We start from the raw sequence: 18,269 nt of genomic DNA, 5'->3' as shown, positions 1-18,269 counted from the left end.
GGGACATGACGAGGGTAATGGAAGGCGTGCGCGTGCTGGAAGTCGCGCAGTTCACGTTCGTACCGGCCGCAGGGGCGGTGCTGACCGACTGGGGTGCCGACGTGATCAAGATCGAACACCCCGTGCGCGGCGATGCGCAGCGCGGGATCAAGGAACTGCAACGGCTGGCGGTCAATCCCCAGCGCAGTTCGCTGATGCAGCACCCCAATCGCGGCAAGCGCAGCGTCGGCATCGACATCTCGACCGAGGAAGGCCGAAATCTGCTCTACGCCATTGCCAGGACCTGCGACGTGTTCCTGACCAATTACCTGCCGTCGGCACGGCAGAAGCTAGGCATCGATGTCGAGCACCTGCGCGCCGCAAATCCCGACATCATCTATGTGCGCGGCTCCGCGTTCGGCGAAAAAGGGCCGGAACGCGACAAGGGGGGCTTCGATTCAACCGCCTATTGGGCGCGGGGCGGTTCGGCCGTGCTGGTCACCCCGCGAGAGCTGGAAGGCCCGCTGACCCAGCCCGGACCGGCCTATGGCGATACCATCGGCGGCATGAACATCGCTGGCGGCATCGCCGCTGCCCTGTTCCACCGCGAGCGTACAGGCAAGCCGACCGAGGTCGATGTCTCGCTGCTGTCCTCGGGCATCTGGGCGACCGCTTGCAGCATCGACGTGTGCATGGAACTGCAGGTCAATCCTTTCGCCAATGCGCTGCCGGGGCGCGATGTGGTCGGCAGCAATCCGTTCATGGGTGTGTTCAGGACCAGCGATGGCGGGTTCATCAACCTGACCGTCCTGTCGCCCGCGCCGCTGATCGCCGATACCTTTGCCCACCTCGGCCTCGCCGAGCTTGCCAGCGACGAACGTTTCTCGACGATCGATAAGCTGTGGGAAAATTCGGTTGCCGCCCATGCCGAAGTCAAGCGGGCCATGGCCGCGCAGCCCTTCGCCTACTGGACGCAGCATCTCCAGACGATGAAGGGGCAGTGGGCTGCCTACCAGTCGCCCGCCGACATCGAGCACGACGAGCAGGTTCAGGCCAATGGCCTGATCTTCGAAGTCGAAAGCGCGGACGGCGGCGCACCGATCAAGCTGGTGGCCAACCCGGTGCAGTTTGACAAGCAGCCCGCCACCAACACCCGCGCGCCCGAAGCCAGCGAGCATACCGAACTGTTCCTGATGGAGATCGGGTTGGACTGGGACCGGATCGAGGACCTTAAGGCCAAGGGCGCCATTGCCTGACGCGCCGGATTGGGGGATGGACCGGAAATGCCGTCCTCCCATTCCGACCTGTTTGGCGCCGAAGCCCTGTCGCCGCTGAACGGATCGCCACTGGTGCTGGTCGATGCCGCGCAGGTGGAATCGGTCTTGCCGCAAGGCGCGATCTGCATCGCGGTCGATCGCGCCGGTCTTTTGCCCTCGCTCGATCCGGCGCGCTTCGATGCACTGGTGACGATCTGCCCGGCCGCGCCTGCGCCGTGGGTCAGCATCGCGCCGACCCGGCTCGATGGACAACTCGCCAGCGTCCGGGCCTCGGTCGCCAGTGCGCCGGTGGCCGCCGCGCTGCTGGCGCGGACCGTGCGGATGGGCGCGGGCATAGACTTCGAAGCGGCGCTGGAACTTGAATCGCTGGCCTATTCCACCCTGCTCGGCGGCGGCGAATTCCAGCACTGGCTGGCCACGGCCGCGCGGCCGAAATCCGGCCCGCAGGAAGCCCTCCCGGTCACATATGCCCGCATCGACGACCACGTGACGCTGACCTTGTCGTCGCCCGGCAACCGCAACGCCATGACCGCCGAGATGCGCGATGCGCTGTTCGAGGCTCTGGCCAACGTGCTCGAAGATCCCAGTCGGCCCTCGCTGGACCTGCGCGGCGCGGGGCCGTGCTTTTCGACCGGTGGCGACCTTGCCGAATTCGGCATCGCGCGGGACGTTGCCCGTGCGCACGTTATCCGCACCCAGCGTTCCTGCGCGCGGCTGCTGCACCGGCTCGGGAACCGCGCGACGGCGCGGTTGCACGGGGCCTGCATCGGCTCGGGAATCGAGGTGGCCGCAGCGGCGGCGCATCGTGTCGGCGCCCCCGATCTCATCGTGCAACTGCCCGAACTGCGCATGGGATTGATCCCCGGCGCGGGCGGAACGGTCAGCATCGGCCGCGCGGTCGGTCGGCACCGCTTGCTGTGGCTGGCGCTGGGCGGGTTTCGCATGGGCGCACATCAGGCGCTCGACTGGGGCCTGATTCACGAGATCGCGGCATGATCGCACGGCTTCGCGCGCTGCTGGAATCGCGCCTTGTTGGCTTGGGGCTCAGCCCGGCCGACCTGCTCGCGCGCGACGCGCCCGGCGGATTGGCACCGCCCGGCGCAGTTTCGGCCAACGGTGCCTGCCGGATGATCGCGGCGCGCGACGGCTGGATCGCGCTCAATCTCGCCCGCGCCGATGATGTCGACCTCGTCCCGGCGCTGACCGGAACATCGGACACATCGTGGCGCGCGGTCGAACAGGCTGCGTACGCCAGCACCGCGCAATCCTTCTGCCACCGCGCGGCCGAGCTGCAATTGCCGGTTGCCGTGGTCGGGGAGGCTGCGCCACGCCCTCTCGCGCCGCCGGGCGGCACGGCAGCGCCTGCCAGAGTGGTGGACCTGTCGGCGCTGTGGGCAGGGCCATTGTGCGCCGGGCTGCTGGCGCGCGCAGGCGCACACGTGCTGCGGATAGACAGCCTTGGCCGTCCCGATCCGACCGCGGCCGGCTCGCCGCTGCTGGATGCGCGGATCAACGGCGGCAAGGCCCGGCTGGCGCTGGACTTACGGACGCCGACCGGCCGTGCGGCGTTGCTGGACCAGCTCGCGCAAGCCGATGCGGTGGTGACCAGCGGCCGCGCCGCCGCGCTGGCCCGGCTGGGGCTCGTGCCCGATCGCTTCCCCCACCTGACCTGGGTGGCCATTACCGCGCATGGTTTCACCGGGCCTGGCGCCGATCGCGTCGGTTTTGGCGACGATTGCGCGGCTGCGGGCGGGCTGGTGGCCTACGAAGGTACGGCCCCCCGTTTCGTGGGCGATGCGCTGGCCGATCCGCTCACCGGGCTGGAAGTCGCGCTGGCGGTGCTGTCGGGCCAGCGCGGGCTGATCGACATGGCGATGGCACCAGTCGCCGCCGCTTATGCGCGAGCACTGGCGTGACGCTGGTGCTGCGCGCGGTGCGCCCGTGGGGCGGGGCGCTGGTCGATGTTGCGCTGGCCGATGGCCGGATCGCTGCGGTCGGTCCCCGCTTGCCCCGGGGCGATGACGAGATCGACGGGCGCGGCGGCGTCCTCCTGCCCGGCCTGCACGACCACCACCTGCACCTGCTGGCGCTGGCCGCGCGCCGCCATTCGGTCAGTCTGGCGGGCCTCGTCACGGCCGATGCCGTACACGCCGCACTGGCCGCCGCGCCGCCCGGCCCTTGGCTGCGCGCGACCGACTATGACGAACGCGCGGCGGGCCTTCCCGATGCCGCGCTGCTTGATCGTTGGTCGCCCGACCGCCCGCTCCGCCTGGCCGACCGCACCGGCGCCCTGCGCGTGCTCAACTCCGCCGCGTTGGCGCTGCTGGTCGATCGGGCGCTGCCGCGCGGTGCCGAACGCGACGCCAGCGGGCGCGCCACCGGGCGGTTCTGGCGCGAGGACCAGTGGCTCGCCGCCGCGTTGCCGCAAGCGGTGCCGGACCTCGCCGTGCTCGGCGGAGAACTGGCCGCGCTCGGCCTGACTGCGCTGACCGACGCCGGCGCGCACAATGGCCCGGTCGAGGCGGGGCTGCTGGTGGGGGCGCTGCCGCAGCGACTGGTGCTGATGGGCAGCGAGGCGCTGGGCAGTGGGGCAGGAGGCCGCGGAGCAGGCTACACGCTGGGGCCGCTGAAACTGCTGATCGACGAGGCCGCCCCGCCACAACCCGACGCACTGGCCGCACGCATTTCCTGGGCGCGCCATGCCGGGCGTGCGGTTGCCGCGCATTGCGTTACGGAAGGCGAACTCGCGCTGTTCCTTGCCGCGCTCGCCATCGGCGGTGGCGCACAGCCCGGTGACCGGATCGAGCATGGCGGGATGATCCCGGCAAGCTTTGTGCCCGAGATTGCCGCGGCCGGGTTGACGGTGGTGACCAACCCCGCTTTCCTCCACGATCGCGGCGACCGCTACCGCGCCACCATCGCGGCAGAGCAGCACGCGGAGCTCTATCCCGCCGCCAGCCTCGCGCGCGCGGGCATTGCGCTGCGGGCCGGGTCCGATGCGCCGTACGCCGGTGTCGATCCCTGGCTCGGGATGCGCAGCGCGCGCGATCGCAGGACGGCGGACGGCCATGTGCTCGCCCCCGACGAGCGGCTGTCCGCGTCTGCCGCGCTGGCGCTCTATTGCGCCGGGACAATCGCGCCGGGTGCGCCGGCCGACCTGATCGTCTGCGCCGGGACTATGGTCGAAGTGTTCGCTGACCTGACCGCAGAGCGCGTGCAGCGCACCCTGATCGGGGGGGAGGTCGCCTTCAGTCGCGGTTGAGCAGCATCGCTCCGGCAATGAACCCACCGCCCATGCCGCACACGGCGGTGCGTGCATCGGCTACCTGCCGCCCGTCCGCCTCGCCCCACAATTGCAGGCAGGCTTCGTGCAGCAGGCCGAAGCCGTGGAGGCGCCCGCCCGACAACTGCCCGCCGCCGGTGTTGACGGGAAAGCGTCCGCCCGGCCCGATGTTCCCCGCCGTGATGAAGTCCTTGGCTTCGCCATGCCCGCAGAATCCCAAGGCTTCGAGCCACAGCGGCACGAAGATCGAGAACCCGTCGTAGAGCGCCAGCACATCGGCATTGCCCGGCTTGAAATCGGTGCGCGCCCACAAGTCTGCGGCGGCATCGTGCGCGCCCATGGTGGTGAGGTCGGGGCGCTGGTCCCAGCTTTCAGACGAGCGCAATGCCGATCCCATCGCCTCGATCCGCAACGGCGGCAGGCGGCAATCGGCCGCGGCATCGGCGGCAGAGACGATCACCACCGCCGCGCCATCGATCGGCACGTCGCAATCAAACAGGCCGAGCGGGTCGGAGATCATCCGCGCGGCGTGATAGTCCTCCAGGGTCAGCGGCTTGCGCATCACGGCGGCGGGGTTGGCCAGCGCAAACGCGCGCTGGCCGGTGGCCACCATGCCCAGATGGTCGCGCGTCATGCCGAATTCGTGGAAATAGCGAGTGGCCATCCAGCCCGCCCAGTTGGCCGCCGACATCGCGCCCACCGGCACCAGCCAGCTCAGCCAGCCGCCGATCTGCGCCTTGCCCGCGCCTGCCACGCTGGCGCGGCGCCCTACGCCTTGCGACGAACTTTCGGTCAGCGCGCGAAAGCACAGCACATGGCGTGCCTGCCCGGTCATCACCGCCATGGCGGCGACCATGATCGGGGCCATCTGCGCCGGGCCATCGGGCACGGCGCAGTGCCATCGCGTTTGCAGGCCGAGTGCGCCTCGCACTTCGCCTGTGCCCAGCGGCGACATGCCGGGCGAATTGTCTGCCTTGCCGGGATAGGTGCAGAGACCGTCGATATCCGCCAGCGTCAGCCCGGCGCGGGCCAGCGCGCGCTCGGTCGCTTCGGCCAGATGATGCATGGCCGGGCGATGGGTGTTGCGGCCGATGTCGGACATGCCGGTGCCGGTGATCGTTGCCTTGGCCATGGCCATCACGCGCCCTCCCCGTCCGGATCATGGCCAAGCCTGTGCCACAGCGGCAGCCACACGCCGTCGGCCGGTTCGAAGCGGATCGCCATGCGCTGGCCGATCCGCACGGCGGCGGGGTCGCCGCCCGTGACCGGCGCGGTTACTCGTATGCCGGGCGCGCCATCGACATCGACCACCGCAATCGCGAATGGCACCTGCATGTCGGGCACCCACGGCTGGTGGTTGACGGTGCAGGTGTAGACCGTTCCGGTGCCTGCAACCGCGCGCGCGGTGACGCTGCGCGAAAGGCAGGTGGGGCACACGACCTGTGGGGGATGGATTGCCCGCGCGCAGGCATCGCAGAACGCGATCATCAGGTCTCCGCGTTCACCACCGGTCCAGAAGGCGGAGCTTTCGGCGGTCAATTCGGGCAAGGGGCGCACAAGTCTTCTCCGGGCGATGCCAATGGAATAATTATTGATGATATGTCAATTATCTCAGGGGATGGCAAGCGCTTCACGCTTGCAACGTGTATAACTACGTTTACCTTCATGTGCGATCACCATGATTTTTGCGAGAGACTCGATGCCCCAGAATGCCGACGATACCCGGTTGAGCGATCCCTATGCGTTCCGCCCCGAGGATGATTGCTACCACCCGCTGTCCGACGATCCCTACGAGACCGAGACGAACTGGTGGTCGTTCAACGTCCCCGAACGCAAGATTGGCTGCTGGATCCACACGCCCTATTACCCGAACCGCAAGACGGTGACCTGGCGGATATTCCTGTGGGACGAACGCGGCTGGGACCCGACCCGCATGGCCTACTATAAGAAGGTCGAGGAGGTCGCGATGCCGGATAACCCGGACTTGCGCGACATCACCTTTCCCGGTGGCGGCTACAGCCTGAAGATGCTGGAGCCGGGGATGAAGTACCATTTGCACTATGCCGATCCCGAACGCGATTTCGGGCTCGATTTCGTGTTCACCGGTGCGCATCCGCCGCGCCGCTTCGAACCCGGCGAACCGCCCTTCATCCACACGCCGCATTACGATCAGTTGGGCCGTATCGAAGGCACGCTGACACTGGAAGGCGAGGCGATCCCGATCGATTCGTGGAGCGTGCGCGATCGCACCTGGGGGCCGCGCGGCGGTCCATACGCGCAAAGCCGCAAGCAGACCTATGCCAGCGATCTCGACCGGGTCAGCCAGCCCGGCGGCGCCCGCTGGCGCGAAATCGAACGCGAACGCGGTCGCGGGCGCATCCAGTACATTTTCGGCCACGCCGATGCGGACAGCGGCTTCCTTGGCTTTGTCCGCTCGCAGGACGGGGATGCCCAAGGGTGGAGCCCGATGAACGGCGGCTATCTGCTGCGCGACGGCGTCTATGGTAATCTCGACGGTGCAAAGTCGCGGATGCGGGCCTTCCGCGATCCCCGCACCGGCTGGTGCAGCCACATGCAGGTCGAAATGACCGACGATCTTGGCCGCACTATGGTGGCCGAAGGCACCGCCATCAGCCGCATGAGCGAGGCTGGATACGGCACCAACCAGTTGTTCCGCTGGGATTTCGACGGCAAGATCGGCTGGGGCGAAGATCAGGACGTGTGGAACCCTCGCCACTTCCAGAGGATGCTCCACGCCTTGCGCGCGCCGCGATGACCTAAATCTGGCGCGCGCCGTCCGGCAGGCCCGGTTCGGCCGCGCGCAGTTCCACCAGATCGACGCTGACGTCGTGTGGCAGCGCCAGCACGGCGACCAGCCCTTGCGCCATGGACCGGGGCGACGCGGGGGTGCCGCTCATCGCGGCATGGCCGGTCTCGACAATCTTGCCGAAGAAGGCCTGTCGCGTCTCGTCCGACCAGCCGTCGCCCCCGCTGCTGCCCGATACCGAGCCCGAGCGCAGCACGGTGAGGCGGATGCCTTCACTGCGCAGTTCTTCGCGCAAGCCTTCGGACAAGGTTTCGACCGCCGCCTTGGTCGCGGCGTACAGCGCCAGCATCGGGAACGGCAGGCGCACGCTTTCGCTGGAAATCGTCACGATCTGCCCGCGCGTGCGTCGCAAGTGGGGAATGGCTGCGCGGATCGCCCAGGCCACGCCCAGCACGTTGACCTCGACGTGCTGCCGGATCAGCGCGTCGCTACCGTGCTCGAAGGCGAACGGGTGGTAGATCGCGGCGTTGTTGACCAGCACATCCAGCCGGCCAAACGCGCTCACGCCCTGTTCGAGCGCGGTGGTGACCGCCGTGGGGTCTGCCACGTCACATGCGATCGATTTCACCGCGCTGCCGAATTCGTCGGTCAGCGTGTCGAATTCGGGGGAAGGGCGGGCCAGGCAGACCACCTGCATCCCGGCCTCGACCAGCGCCGCCACGAACTGCCGTCCCATGCCCTTCGACGCCCCGGTGACGAGTGCGACCTTGCCTTCGAGTTGCTGCATCGTGGCCTCCCCGATCCATCTTGATGATTGACGCTATGTCAGTTTCTTGCGCCGAGGCAAGCTGTCGTGCCAAGAGGGGCAAAATCGCTCCAGCCTTCAGGATGCCCATGACCGATCCGGTCGATGCCACCACCCCGTTCCCGTCGCGCCAGCGCACCGCACGCTACAACCAGCACGGCCAGAAGATCGGCTCGAAAGGCGAACGCACGCGCAAAGCCCTGATCGACGCGACGGTCGAACTGCTCGAAACGCACGGCTTGCGCGATGTGTCGGTGGCGGACGTGGCACGCGCGGCCAAAACCTCGCCCGCCACGTTCTACGTCTATTTCCCCGGTGTTCCCGAAGTTGTGCTCGCCGCACTGGCGGATGCCCCGCAGACCTCGCCGGAAATCGAGGCGTTGATCGCGCGCGATTGGCTCGCGCCCGAAGCTACGGGTCAGGCGAGGGCTTTCGTCGATGCCTATTGCGGGCTGTGGAACCGGCACCGCACCGTCTTTCGCGTGCGGAACATGGCGGCAGAGGAAGGCGACACGCGGTTCTACCACGCGCGCATGGATGCCGCGCGACCGGTCATGGCGGCGCTATCGTCGCAGATCGAGCGTGCGCAGGCGGAAGGGCTGATCCCGGCCGAGCTCAAGCCGCGCGCGTGTGCGGGGACAATCCTGATGATGCTCGAGCGCCTCGCCGCGATCGGGCCGCTGACGCAGGAAGACGATGACATATCCTACGATTCGCTGCGCGCTGCGGCCGCGCTGACCGTCGCGACCATGCTTGGCAGCCGGCTCTGACCGGCTCAGCCGGCGGCCGCGTCGGCCATCAATTGCTCCATGCTCAGCACGCCGGTGGCAAGGCCGCCCGATAGCCCGGCATCGACCGGCAGGCACGTGCCGCTGATGAAGCGCGCGGCATCGCTGTTGAGCAGGATCAGCGGCAATGCCTGTTCCAGCGCCGATGAAAAGCGCCCCTTGGCCTTGGCGAAGGCGCCCAGCACGGCATCGCCCGCCACCTTGCGGAAATCCTGCAACATCGGCGTGTCGATCGGGCTGGGCATTGTAGCGTTGATGCGGATGTCGCGCGCCATCAGCTCCGGCCCCAACTGCTGCGTCCAGGTGTTGATGGCTTCCTTGGACAGGGTGTAGGGATCGCCGGCGCGGTCGGCATTGGCGGTATACCACGCGCGCGCCGCATCGAAATCGGTGTGGTCTATCAGTTCCTTCAACAGCGGCTGGCGCATCAGGTAGCGCATCCCCGCCAGCGACGACACGGTGACAATCGCGCCGCCCGCGCGGATGTGCGGCAGCCACGCCTGCGTCCACAGGCGGATGCCGAGGAAATTGACCGTGACCACGTCCTCGGCCGGAAAAGTCTGCGGCAGGCCCGAGACGTTGAACAGCGCGTCCACGTCGCCGCCGATGCTCGCCACGCCGGCCACGATCGACGCCGGATCGCGCAAGTCGACCGTGGTGAACGAGGCCAGCCCTTCGACCGGCGAAGGCTTGATGTCGGCCCCATGCACGTGCGCGCCCAGCGCCACGAGCTGGCGCGCGCAGGCTTCGCCGGTGCCCGAAAAGCACCCGATCACCACCACTCGCTTGCCCGCGTACCCCAGAATATCGGCCGACATCGCACTCTCCCGCATGGTCTTAACGAAGCCGGGCATCACGGACCGGATCACACCCCTCGCCAACCAAATAACTGACTAATCGTCAAGTTATTTGCTGCGCCCTCAATTGCGCATCACCCAGCCGCCATCGACGTTGAGCACTTGCCCGGTCATCCAGCGCCCGGCATCCGACACCAGCAGCAGCAGCGCGCCGCACAGCGCATCGGGCGTATCGCGGCCCTGGATGGGGGTGCGCGCTTCGACATACTGCACCAGCGGGCTGTCGTCGGGAGTCAGCGCCAGTCCGGCATCGGTCTTGGTCATGCCCGGCCCGATGGCGTTGACGCGGATGCCCTGCGGCCCCAGTTCGGTGGCGAGCGCGGTGGTCGCGCCCAGCAGCGCGATCTTGGTGACGCCATAGAACGTCTGCGCCGGAAACGCCCCTGCCGACAGCTGGTTGACGATCGCCCCGCCACCGCGTGCCGCCATGCGGGGCGCCATCACTTGCGCGCAGTTGATCGCGCCCCACAGGTTCACCGCGATTCCCTTGTCGAAGCGGGCGCGGTCGGTCTGGATCAGCGGCTTGTCGACGATCTCGACCATCAGCGCGGCATTGTTGACGAGGATGTCGATCCCGCCGAACGCGGCCGCAGCAGCTGCGGCCAGCGCCTCGACCGAGGCGGTGTCGGTAATGTCGACCTGCACCACCGTGGCGCTGCCGCCACTGGCCGTGATCTCGTCGGCCACGGCCTGTGCGCCTGCACCGTTGATGTCGGCGACGACCACGCTGGCCCCGGCATGGGCGAGCGCCACCGCATAGGCGCGCCCGATCGAATTGCCGCGCCCGCCGGCGCCGGTCACGATCGCGACCTTGCCGTCCAGCCGGAAGGAATCGTTGGTGAAATCAGTCATCATGTGGGTCCCTTTTAGCCGAAGATCGGCGCGCCGACACCGATGGTGACGGTCTTGTAGTGGAGGAATTCGTCGATCCCGGCCTTGCCGCCTTCCTTGCCGAAGCCCGAAATTCCGACCCCGCCGAACGGCGTGTGCGAATTGATCTGGAAGCCGCCGTTGACATAGACGCCACCCGCATGAAGCCGCTCGGCGATACGGTGGACGCGCTGCAAGTCGTTGGACTGGATATAGGCGGCGAGGCCATAGGCACTGTTGTTGGCGATCGCGATAGCCTCGTCCTCGGTGTGGAACTTGAGGATGGCGACCGCCGGGCCGAAGATCTCTACTTGTGCGATCTCGTGATCGGGATCGACATCGACCAGGATTGTCGGCTCGATGTAGTTGCCGTTGGCCAGCTCGCCCCCCGCGCGCTGGCCGCCCATCAGGAAGGTGCAGGCATTGTCGGCGCGGGCCCGGTCGAACATGCCGGTGATGCGCTCGACCGCGGCGGCGCTGATCACCGGGCCGACCATCACGCCCGGCTCCATCGGGTCACCGACCTTGAACTGCTTGGCAATGGCCACCATGCGCGCCACGAATTCGTCGTAGATGTCGGCATGGACGACCTGCCGCGTGGGCAGGGCGCAGCCTTGCCCAGCAAGGCAGCCGATGGTCCAGAACACCGCACGCTCGGCGGCGGCCTGCAAGTCGCAATCGGGGAACACGAGGCTGGCCGACTTGCCACCCAGTTCCATCACGGTCGGCTTGATCTGCTCGGCGGCGGCGGCCAGGATCTTGCGCGCGGTGATCGGCCCGCCGGTAAAGCTGATCTTGCGAATGTCGGGGTGGCGCACGATGGCCTCGCCGGCCTCGCCGGTGCCGGGCAGGATCGATAGCACGCCATCGGGGATGCCCACCGCCTTGCAGCACTGCGCGAACAGTTCGGGCGCGAACGGGGTGATTTCGGCCGGCTTGACGATCACGCAGTTGCCTGCCGCCAGCGCCGGGCCGACTTTCATGCCCAGCCCGATCAGCGGCCCGTTCCAGGTGTTGATGATGCCGACGATGCCGATCGGCTCGGGCACGGAATAGGAAAACTCGCCGCGCGTGTCGAACGTGCTCATCAGGTCGCCGGTCAGCTTGTCGCACCAGCCCGCGTAATAGCGGATCCAGCCGGCCGCCACTTCAACCCCGCGTTCGCCCTGCATCAGCGGGGTGCCGCCGTCGAGCGCGGCCATCTGCGCAAATTCGGCCTTCTTTTCCAGCAGCAGGTCGGCCAGCCGGGTCAGCATCACGCCGCGCGCATCGGGCGCGGTGCGGCGCCAGCCGTCGCGTGCGGCCTGCGCGCTGGCCACGGCGGCATCGATTTCGGCAGGCCCCGCCAGCGGGATTTCGGCGATGGCTTTGCCGCTGACCGGATGGACATGCGTGCGGGTGCCGCCGCTGCCGCTGTTGCGCTGATCATGGCCGAGATGGAGATGGACGGTAGGGATGGACAGGGTCATGGAAATACTCCGGAAATGGGGTGAGCCAGAGGCTGGTCGACGGGCGGCGTCCGATCGGTCAGCCGCACGCCCATTCGATATGCAGGGCTTCGAGCGCCTGCACTGATCCGCCCCGGAAGTGCAGGGCCTGTCCCGGCGCGAGCGCGAAGTGGCCGATCTTCTTCGCCCAGGTTTCATAGAACACGGTCATTTCCAGCCGGGCGAGGTGGATACCAAGGCAGGTATGGATGCCCGAACCGAACGCGGCATGGCGGCAATGGGGGCGGTCGAGCCGCACTTCGGCGGGGCACGATGTCAGCCTTTCGTCCCAGCCGACCATGTGCAGCGGAACCAGTACCGAATCCCCGGCATAGACCGGAACGCCCGCGATTTCCGTGTCTTGCATGATATAGCGCGGCGTCGAAACGAAAGTGTAGCGGCGCATCAGTTCGTCGATGATCGCCGGGATGGCCGCCGGTTCGTCGATCATGCGCTGGCGCAGCCCGGCATCGCCCGCCAGATGCCGCATGCCGAAGGTCAGTGCGTTGACCACGGTGTCGAGCCCGGCAAGGAACATCAGGAAGCCAATCGAGATCAGCTCGTCGGGTGCCAGCTTGCGGCCTTCGAAGTCGATTGCGATCAGCGTCGAGACGAGGTCGTCTCTGGGTTCTGCGGCTCGCGCCTCGATCAACTGGGTAATCGCGCCCAGGATCTGCATCGACAATTCTGCGCGGCGCTCGTCGGGGATCTCTGCGCTGAAATATTCGACGACGGTGGCGCGGAAGAAGTCGAACTGGTCCAGCGGAAACCCGAACAGTTCCATGAACACCGACACCGGGAAGCGCGAGCCGAGCGCGTCGACGAATTCGCAGGTGCCCTTGTCGGCCACGTCATCGACCAGCTTTTCGGCCCATTCGCGGATGCGCGGTTCCAGCGGTTCGATCGCCTTGCTTTCGAAGAAGGGGCGCAGCAACTGGCGATAGGCGCGGTGCTCGGGCGGATCGAGCGATTCAGGGATCATCCGGGGCTGATGCGGATTGGGCGGAATCGACAGGAACTTGCTGGAAAAGCGGTCGGGATGGCGCAGCACTTCGACCGCGGCGTCGGCTGCCGTGACCACCCAGTGGCCGCCGTTGGCAGGCGTCCAGAACACAGGCGGGGCTTGTGTCTTCAGCTCCCAGTAGGCGGCGTGAACATCGACCGCCAGCGCCGGATCGCGCAGATAGTCGAAATGATGGATCGGCCCGCGCGGGCGATCCGCGGTTGCGCTGGTCATCGAATCGGGTTCCTCGTCCCATTGTTCTTGCCCTTAAGTAAACGGTTGTTTACATGGAGTGTCAATGCCCAAAACCACACCTCGCCCGGCAGCGATTGCGCCCCTGCTGTCCAAGCCCGCGCCACAGCGCGATGCCGGCCGCACGCGCGCCGCGATTCTCCGTGCTGCGCAGGAAGCGTTTTCTACGCGGGGCTATTCCGACACCGGCGTGCGCGACATCACGGCGGCGGCCAGCGTCAATCCGGCTTTGGTCAGCCGTTATTTCGGATCGAAGGAAAAGCTTTATGAGGCGGCGTTGTCAGCGCTGCTCGACGTGACGCTGATCACGGACCTGCCGCGCGATGGCTTCGGCGAAGCTGTCGTGAACACCCTGACAGGGCCGCGAGAGGGTGGCCGCAATCCGCTGCCGATGATGGTGCTGGCCAGTGCCGATCCCGTCGCTCGCGCCATTACCGACCGTTTGCTGGGCACCCTGTTCGTCGAACCGCTGGCGCGCTGGTACGGGCCGCAGCGCGGCATGGAAAAGGCCGCCTGCTTTTCCGCGCTGGCCTCCGGCCTCACGCTCTACCGCGAAGTCTATCCGCTCGCGGCGTTCGGCAGCGATTGGTCAGCCGAAACGCACCGCTGGTGGGCCAACGCATTCCAGTCGCTGATCGACTGACCGGATTTTGCACAAACAGTTATTGCACTAGGTAAGATATGTGGGCACAGTCAGGGCATGGGATGCCTTGATGGAAAGACGGCGCTCGTCACTGGCGGCGCGCGGGGAATCGGTGCTGCGATCGTGCGGCGGCTGGCGACGGAGGGCGCGCATGTGCTTTTTGCCTATCGCGGAGCGCACGATGCGGCTCGCGCGCTGGTAAACGAAGTCGCGGCTGCCGGGGCGCGCGCGCAGGCGGTCTGCGCGGACGTCGCGCAAAGCGCGCAGATCGCCGCCTTGCTGGCTGCGTGCGATGCCGCGTTCGGGCCTGCCCCCAATCTCGATATTCTGGTCAACAATGCCGGGATCGGCAGCGACGGGCAGGACGCGAGCCTGAAAAGCGGCTCGGAAGAGCTGTTCGACCGGATGATGGCCGTCAATGCCAAGGGGCCCTATCTGGTGACTCAGGTGGCCTTGCCGCGCCTGCGCGACCAGGGACGGGTGGTCAATATCGGCTCCATCTCCGGTAAGGTCGCGCAACATTTTGCGGCGGGCTACGCGATGGGCAAGCGCGCCTTGCAAAGCCTGACATTCTCCACCGCCACGCAAGTCGCGCGGCGCGGGATCACCTGCAATCTTGTCGCACCGGGCGCGGTGGCGACCGACTTCATCGCGGCCTTGCGCGAACGTCCCGGCTTCGATGAAACCAACGCCAAAACCACGCCGATGGGCCGCATGGGCCAGCCCGACGATATCGCCGGGGCCGTGCTGATGCTTTGTCGGCCAGAAGCCGGCTGGGTCACGGGCAACATCATCGAAGCTGCCGGGGGGCTTGCAATCTGATGGCACAGATGACCGAAAAGCTGCTCGCGATCATGGCGCTCGACCCGGACCGGGCAGAGATCGACTTCGAAGGGCGCGACTATAGCTGGGGCGATCTGGCGCGCGTGGTGCAGGCGATCGAGGCCGCGCTCGATGCCATGGACCTGCCGCCCGAAGCGCGCGTCGGCATCATGCTGCGCAACCGGCCCGGCCATATTGCTGCGATCCTGGCGGTGCTGGCCAGCGACCGCTGTCTGGTCTCGCTCAACCCTGTCCTGCCCGATGCGCGGCTGTTCGAAGATGTCGCGGGGCTGGACCTGCCGGTGATCATCGCCGACGAATCCGACGTTTTGCGCCCGTCGATGGTCGAAACCTGCACCCGCTGCGGCACGGCGGTCCTCGCCATCGGCGCGCGGCTCGAAGGCGTTCGCGTGGTCGAAGGGCTGGCCATGCCGCGCCGCGCGGTGTCGACTTCGCCCGGGGTGGCGATCGAGATGCTGACCAGCGGCACCACCGGCACCCCCAAGCGCGTGCCGCTCACCCGCGCGGCCTTCGATGCCAGCTTCGCCGGCTTCACCCGCTACGAACGCGGCCGCGAATTTGCCGACCAGCCGCAGCTGCGATCCGGTGTTACCATGGTCAACAACCCGCTGACCCACATCGGCGGCATCTATGGCTGCATCGGCGCGCTGGCGGCGGGCCGCAAGATCGCCTTGTTGGAAAAGTTCACGGTCGAAGGCTGGGTTGACGCCGTCCGCCGGAACCGGCCCAAGGTCGCAGGCGCAGTTCCCTCCGCGATCCGCATGTTGCTCGAGGCCGATGTCGATCCAGCGGCCCTGTCCAGCCTGACCGCCCTGATCAGCGGGACCGCACCCTTGTCGCCCGATCTGGTCGATGCGTTCTATGCCAGGTACAATTTGCCGATCCTTGCCAACTATGGTGCCACCGAATTCGCCGGTGCGATCGCGGGATGGTCGGTCGACGATTTCCGCGCGCACTGGCAGGCCAAACGAGGCGCTGCCGGACGCATCCATGCCAATGTCCGCGCCCGCATCGTCGATCCGCAAACTGGGGCAGGGCTGCCATCGGCCGAAGAAGGCTTGCTCGAGCTTCAGGGCGAACAACTCGGCCCAGCCTACGCAGCCGGTGGCGACAACTGGTTGCGCACCACCGACCGCGCCGTGCTCGATGACGATGGGTTCCTGTTCATTCGGGGGCGGGCGGACAATGCGATCATCCGTGGCGGGTTTAAGGTTCACCCCGACGATGTCGTCAACGCGCTCCACCAGCATCCCGCCATCCGCGAGGCGGCTGTGGTCGGCGTGCCAGACGATCGGCTGGGCGCGGTGCCTGCCGCCGCCATCATCTTGCGGGAAGGCAGCGTGGCGCCGGATCCGGATGCGCTCAAGGCGTTCCTCAAGGACCGGCTGATCGCATACCAGGTGCCGGTCCATTTCCGCTTTGTCCCCGATTTCCCGCGCACCCCGTCGATGAAGCCATCGGCGCCGGGGCTTCAGGCGCTGTTTGTCCCATCAATCGAAACAGGAGAAGACAATGCAATGTGACCAGACCACTGCGGCGGTCGTGACCGGGGGTGCCTCCGGGCTGGGCCGCGCCAGCGCCGAAGCGCTCGCCGCTGCCGGCATCAAGGTCGCGATCTTCGACATCAACCAAACGCTCGGCGAAGAAGTCGCGGCACAATTGGGCGGCCTGTTCTGCAAGGTTGACATCACCAGTGAGGATTCGGTCGTCGCCGGCTTCGAAAAGGCCCGCGCCGCCCACGGGCAGGAGCGCATCCTCGTCCATTGCGCCCAGATCTCCAAGGGCGGCAAGACCCTGTCGTTCAACCGCGAGACGGGCAGCTACAAACGCTTCTCGACCGAGGACTACGCCTTTTCCGCGCAAGGGATCCTGATCGCCAGCTACCGGCTGGCATCGCTGTCCGCGCTGGGCATGGCCGGCCTCGATCCGCTGGCGGATGGCGAGCGCGGTGTGATTACGCTGACCGCTTCGGCCGCCGCGCAGGATGCCCAGGTCGGGCAAGTCGCCTACGGTTCGCTCAAGGCCGGGGTCAACGGCCTCGTCCTGCCGATGGCGCGTGATCTGATGGACATCGGCATCCGCATCAATTCGATCATGCCCGGCATCTTCGCCACGCCGCCGATGCTTGCGGTCAAGGACCGTGCGCCCGCGATCTTCGAAGGGCTGGCCGCGTCGGTGCCGTTCCCCAAGCGTTTGGGAAAGCCCGAGGAATTCGGTAGCCTGGTGACGGAGCTGGTGCGCAACAGCTATTTCAACGGACAGAACCTGCGGCTTGATGGCGCCATCCGCATGCCCCCGAAGTAAGGATCACCCACGATGGCCCAGCCGCAGCAATTCCCGTTCGCCCGCCAGAGCGCGGGCCATGCGCCATTGCGGCGGCCGGGCTCCATCCGGCGCACCACCTCGATCGATTCCGACTGGCCCGGCGGCTATGGCGAACCGTGGGAGATGGTCGGCCGTGCGCGCGACCTGCTGACCCCCGTCACGGGCGACCCGGTCGAACTGGCGACGGGCGGCTTCAGTATCCTTGCCTCGCCCATGCGCGAGATCCTGCGCATCGCGACCAGTCCCGACCATCCGCGCACACAGGATCTGGTCGGCATCCGCGCCGGCGGGGCCAGCCGCCGTGCGCTGGCCAGCATCATGGGCGACATCATCGGCACGCCGACCTACCAGTTGCTTGACGACTTCGCCGGGGCCAGCCTCGTTGCCGCCTGGATCTGGTCGCAATGGGCGGGGCAGGGCGCGTGGGCCTCGGCCCCGCAGCGTTCGGCGCAGCAGTCCACCGCCGGCCGCAAGGGCGTGATGAACGACATCTGCACCGGCTTTGCCACCGGTGGGAGCGCGTTCAAGGCCGATGGAACGCCCGACAACATCAACCAGTCGTTCACCGAAGTCGGCCCGCTGGAGCATCCCGACGACGCGGCCGGGTGGCACCCGATGCCCTTCCAGCAGGGCCCGCAGAAACGGCGCGCCCGCCGAATCGACCTGTGGCGCGCGGATGGCACCATCATGGTGGACGCCGCATTTCAGGACAGCGGCTCGAATCCCCGGGGCGGGCGCACCGCGATCCACGAATACCGCGTCTATGCCGAAATCGATGCGGATAGCGGAACGCTCCAGGCGTTGCAGGCCCTGCCGCTGATCCTGCCGTATCAGGAATGCCCCGGCGCTTCGGTCAAGGCGACCCGCTTGATCGGGCAAAATGTTGCCGATTTCCGCAACATGGTTCTCGACACGCTGCCCTCCACGCTGGGCTGCACGCACCTCAACGATGTCCTGCGGGCATTGGCTGATGTGTCGGTTCTAGCGAGCAGCCTGCCCTGAAGCGGCCCGCAGGCAATTCTACAAGTTCCTCTTGTGTATCTTGGTAGACCTAGTTATATAACTCATAACTTGGAGTGGCGCGTACCGC

Annotated in this window: 18 protein-coding genes; 11 read left to right on the top strand and 7 right to left on the bottom strand. The window is 67.2% G+C overall.

Going from position 1 to position 18,269, the window contains the following annotated elements; translation table 11 throughout:
- The first annotated feature begins 5 nt into the window (after window positions 1–5).
- From OLX02_RS18340 to OLX02_RS18325, 4 genes are read left to right on the top strand one after another with little or no spacing between them, the layout of a single operon-like run.
- Window positions 6–1,235 carry a CaiB/BaiF CoA transferase family protein gene (locus OLX02_RS18340; RefSeq protein ID WP_264425169.1) on the top strand — a complete coding sequence of 410 codons (1,230 nt, stop codon included), beginning with the start codon at window positions 6–8 and terminating at the stop codon, window positions 1,233–1,235.
- A gap of 27 nt (window positions 1,236–1,262) precedes the next feature.
- Window positions 1,263–2,252, top strand: a complete 990-nt coding sequence (locus tag OLX02_RS18335; protein WP_264425167.1) for an enoyl-CoA hydratase/isomerase family protein — start codon at window positions 1,263–1,265, stop codon at window positions 2,250–2,252.
- The gene (locus OLX02_RS18330) at window positions 2,249–3,172 is read left to right on the top strand and encodes a CoA transferase (protein WP_264425165.1); all 924 of its coding nucleotides are present in this window, start codon (window positions 2,249–2,251) and stop codon (window positions 3,170–3,172) included. Before OLX02_RS18335 ends, OLX02_RS18330 begins: the two co-directional genes overlap by 4 nt.
- The gene (locus OLX02_RS18325; protein WP_264425163.1) at window positions 3,169–4,518 is read left to right on the top strand and encodes an amidohydrolase family protein; all 1,350 of its coding nucleotides are present in this window, start codon (window positions 3,169–3,171) and stop codon (window positions 4,516–4,518) included. Before OLX02_RS18330 ends, OLX02_RS18325 begins: the two co-directional genes overlap by 4 nt.
- Here the strand turns inward: OLX02_RS18325 and OLX02_RS18320 are convergent.
- Both OLX02_RS18320 and OLX02_RS18315 read right to left on the bottom strand, forming a co-directional pair.
- On the bottom strand, window positions 4,505–5,677 hold the full coding sequence (locus OLX02_RS18320) for a thiolase C-terminal domain-containing protein (RefSeq protein ID WP_264425161.1): 1,173 nt from the start codon (window positions 5,675–5,677) through the stop codon (window positions 4,505–4,507). The two genes, OLX02_RS18325 and OLX02_RS18320, sit on opposite strands and share 14 nt — an antisense overlap.
- Window positions 5,677–6,096, bottom strand: coding sequence for a Zn-ribbon domain-containing OB-fold protein (locus OLX02_RS18315; protein WP_264425159.1), 420 nt, complete (start codon window positions 6,094–6,096; stop codon window positions 5,677–5,679). Before OLX02_RS18315 ends, OLX02_RS18320 begins: the two co-directional genes overlap by 1 nt.
- Window positions 6,097–6,238: 142 nt before the next feature.
- Here OLX02_RS18315 and OLX02_RS18310 point away from each other — a divergent pair, with 142 nt between their 5' ends.
- A complete protein-coding gene (locus OLX02_RS18310) occupies window positions 6,239–7,315 on the top strand; it encodes a hypothetical protein (protein WP_264425158.1) in 1,077 nt (358 codons plus the stop codon).
- Between the two features lies 1 nt (window position 7,316).
- Here OLX02_RS18310 and OLX02_RS18305 read toward each other — a convergent pair whose 3' ends face one another.
- Complete coding sequence (locus OLX02_RS18305; protein WP_264425156.1) at window positions 7,317–8,093, bottom strand: SDR family oxidoreductase; 777 nt, start codon at window positions 8,091–8,093, stop codon at window positions 7,317–7,319.
- 107 nt (window positions 8,094–8,200) lie between these two features.
- Between OLX02_RS18305 and OLX02_RS18300 the strand changes: the two genes are divergently transcribed.
- On the top strand, window positions 8,201–8,881 hold the full coding sequence (locus OLX02_RS18300; protein ID WP_264425155.1) for a TetR/AcrR family transcriptional regulator: 681 nt from the start codon (window positions 8,201–8,203) through the stop codon (window positions 8,879–8,881).
- A 5-nt stretch (window positions 8,882–8,886) separates the two neighbouring features.
- On the opposite strand, the gene OLX02_RS18295 is transcribed toward OLX02_RS18300, so the two are convergent.
- From OLX02_RS18295 to OLX02_RS18280, 4 genes are all read right to left on the bottom strand, one after another.
- A complete protein-coding gene (locus tag OLX02_RS18295; protein WP_264425153.1) occupies window positions 8,887–9,717 on the bottom strand; it encodes a coniferyl-alcohol dehydrogenase in 831 nt (276 codons plus the stop codon).
- Between the two features lie 102 nt (window positions 9,718–9,819).
- Entirely contained in the window at window positions 9,820–10,608 is a 789-nt protein-coding gene (locus OLX02_RS18290) for an SDR family oxidoreductase (RefSeq protein WP_264425151.1), read from the bottom strand.
- Window positions 10,609–10,622: 14 nt separating this feature from the next.
- Window positions 10,623–12,095, bottom strand: coding sequence for an aldehyde dehydrogenase family protein (locus OLX02_RS18285; RefSeq protein WP_264425150.1), 1,473 nt, complete (start codon window positions 12,093–12,095; stop codon window positions 10,623–10,625).
- Between the two features lie 58 nt (window positions 12,096–12,153).
- Window positions 12,154–13,350, bottom strand: a complete 1,197-nt coding sequence (locus tag OLX02_RS18280; RefSeq protein ID WP_264425147.1) for a cytochrome P450 — start codon at window positions 13,348–13,350, stop codon at window positions 12,154–12,156.
- A 64-nt stretch (window positions 13,351–13,414) separates the two neighbouring features.
- Here OLX02_RS18280 and OLX02_RS18275 point away from each other — a divergent pair, with 64 nt between their 5' ends.
- From OLX02_RS18275 to OLX02_RS18255, 5 genes are read left to right on the top strand one after another with little or no spacing between them, the layout of a single operon-like run.
- Window positions 13,415–14,011 carry a TetR/AcrR family transcriptional regulator gene (locus tag OLX02_RS18275; protein ID WP_264425145.1) on the top strand — a complete coding sequence of 199 codons (597 nt, stop codon included), beginning with the start codon at window positions 13,415–13,417 and terminating at the stop codon, window positions 14,009–14,011.
- A 57-nt stretch (window positions 14,012–14,068) separates the two neighbouring features.
- Window positions 14,069–14,833, top strand: coding sequence for an SDR family NAD(P)-dependent oxidoreductase (locus OLX02_RS18270; RefSeq protein WP_264425144.1), 765 nt, complete (start codon window positions 14,069–14,071; stop codon window positions 14,831–14,833).
- The gene (locus OLX02_RS18265) at window positions 14,833–16,377 is read left to right on the top strand and encodes a class I adenylate-forming enzyme family protein (RefSeq protein WP_264425143.1); all 1,545 of its coding nucleotides are present in this window, start codon (window positions 14,833–14,835) and stop codon (window positions 16,375–16,377) included. The genes OLX02_RS18270 and OLX02_RS18265 overlap by 1 nt, the downstream gene beginning before the upstream one ends.
- Window positions 16,367–17,158, top strand: a complete 792-nt coding sequence (locus OLX02_RS18260) for an SDR family oxidoreductase (RefSeq protein ID WP_264425140.1) — start codon at window positions 16,367–16,369, stop codon at window positions 17,156–17,158. Before OLX02_RS18265 ends, OLX02_RS18260 begins: the two co-directional genes overlap by 11 nt.
- Window positions 17,159–17,170: 12 nt before the next feature.
- On the top strand, window positions 17,171–18,181 hold the full coding sequence (locus OLX02_RS18255) for a DUF2889 domain-containing protein (protein ID WP_264425138.1): 1,011 nt from the start codon (window positions 17,171–17,173) through the stop codon (window positions 18,179–18,181).
- Window positions 18,182–18,269: the final 88 nt, after the last annotated feature.

This window comes from Novosphingobium sp. KCTC 2891 (genome assembly GCF_025938155.1).
Lineage (GTDB): Bacteria > Pseudomonadota > Alphaproteobacteria > Sphingomonadales > Sphingomonadaceae > Novosphingobium.
This window is presented reverse-complemented; position numbering and strand designations above follow the sequence as displayed.

Bases quoted from the DNA above. Each gene is read 5' to 3' on its own strand.
- OLX02_RS18255 (WP_264425138.1), top strand. From the start codon at position 17,171: ATGGCCCAGCCGCAGCAATTCCCGTTCGCCCGCCAGAGCGCGGGCCAT.
- OLX02_RS18265 (WP_264425143.1), top strand. From the start codon at position 14,833: ATGGCACAGATGACCGAAAAGCTGCTCGCGATCATGGCGCTCGACCCG.
- OLX02_RS18270 (WP_264425144.1), top strand. From the start codon at position 14,069: ATGGGATGCCTTGATGGAAAGACGGCGCTCGTCACTGGCGGCGCGCGG.
- OLX02_RS18280 (WP_264425147.1), bottom strand. From the start codon at position 13,350: ATGACCAGCGCAACCGCGGATCGCCCGCGCGGGCCGATCCATCATTTC.
- OLX02_RS18305 (WP_264425156.1), bottom strand. From the start codon at position 8,093: ATGCAGCAACTCGAAGGCAAGGTCGCACTCGTCACCGGGGCGTCGAAG.
- OLX02_RS18320 (WP_264425161.1), bottom strand. From the start codon at position 5,677: ATGGCCATGGCCAAGGCAACGATCACCGGCACCGGCATGTCCGACATC.
- OLX02_RS18290 (WP_264425151.1), bottom strand. From the start codon at position 10,608: ATGACTGATTTCACCAACGATTCCTTCCGGCTGGACGGCAAGGTCGCG.
- OLX02_RS18260 (WP_264425140.1), top strand. From the start codon at position 16,367: ATGCAATGTGACCAGACCACTGCGGCGGTCGTGACCGGGGGTGCCTCC.
- OLX02_RS18335 (WP_264425167.1), top strand. From the start codon at position 1,263: ATGCCGTCCTCCCATTCCGACCTGTTTGGCGCCGAAGCCCTGTCGCCG.
- OLX02_RS18285 (WP_264425150.1), bottom strand. From the start codon at position 12,095: ATGACCCTGTCCATCCCTACCGTCCATCTCCATCTCGGCCATGATCAG.
- OLX02_RS18300 (WP_264425155.1), top strand. From the start codon at position 8,201: ATGACCGATCCGGTCGATGCCACCACCCCGTTCCCGTCGCGCCAGCGC.
- OLX02_RS18310 (WP_264425158.1), top strand. From the start codon at position 6,239: ATGCCCCAGAATGCCGACGATACCCGGTTGAGCGATCCCTATGCGTTC.
- OLX02_RS18295 (WP_264425153.1), bottom strand. From the start codon at position 9,717: ATGTCGGCCGATATTCTGGGGTACGCGGGCAAGCGAGTGGTGGTGATC.
- OLX02_RS18340 (WP_264425169.1), top strand. From the start codon at position 6: ATGACGAGGGTAATGGAAGGCGTGCGCGTGCTGGAAGTCGCGCAGTTC.
- OLX02_RS18330 (WP_264425165.1), top strand. From the start codon at position 2,249: ATGATCGCACGGCTTCGCGCGCTGCTGGAATCGCGCCTTGTTGGCTTG.
- OLX02_RS18275 (WP_264425145.1), top strand. From the start codon at position 13,415: ATGCCCAAAACCACACCTCGCCCGGCAGCGATTGCGCCCCTGCTGTCC.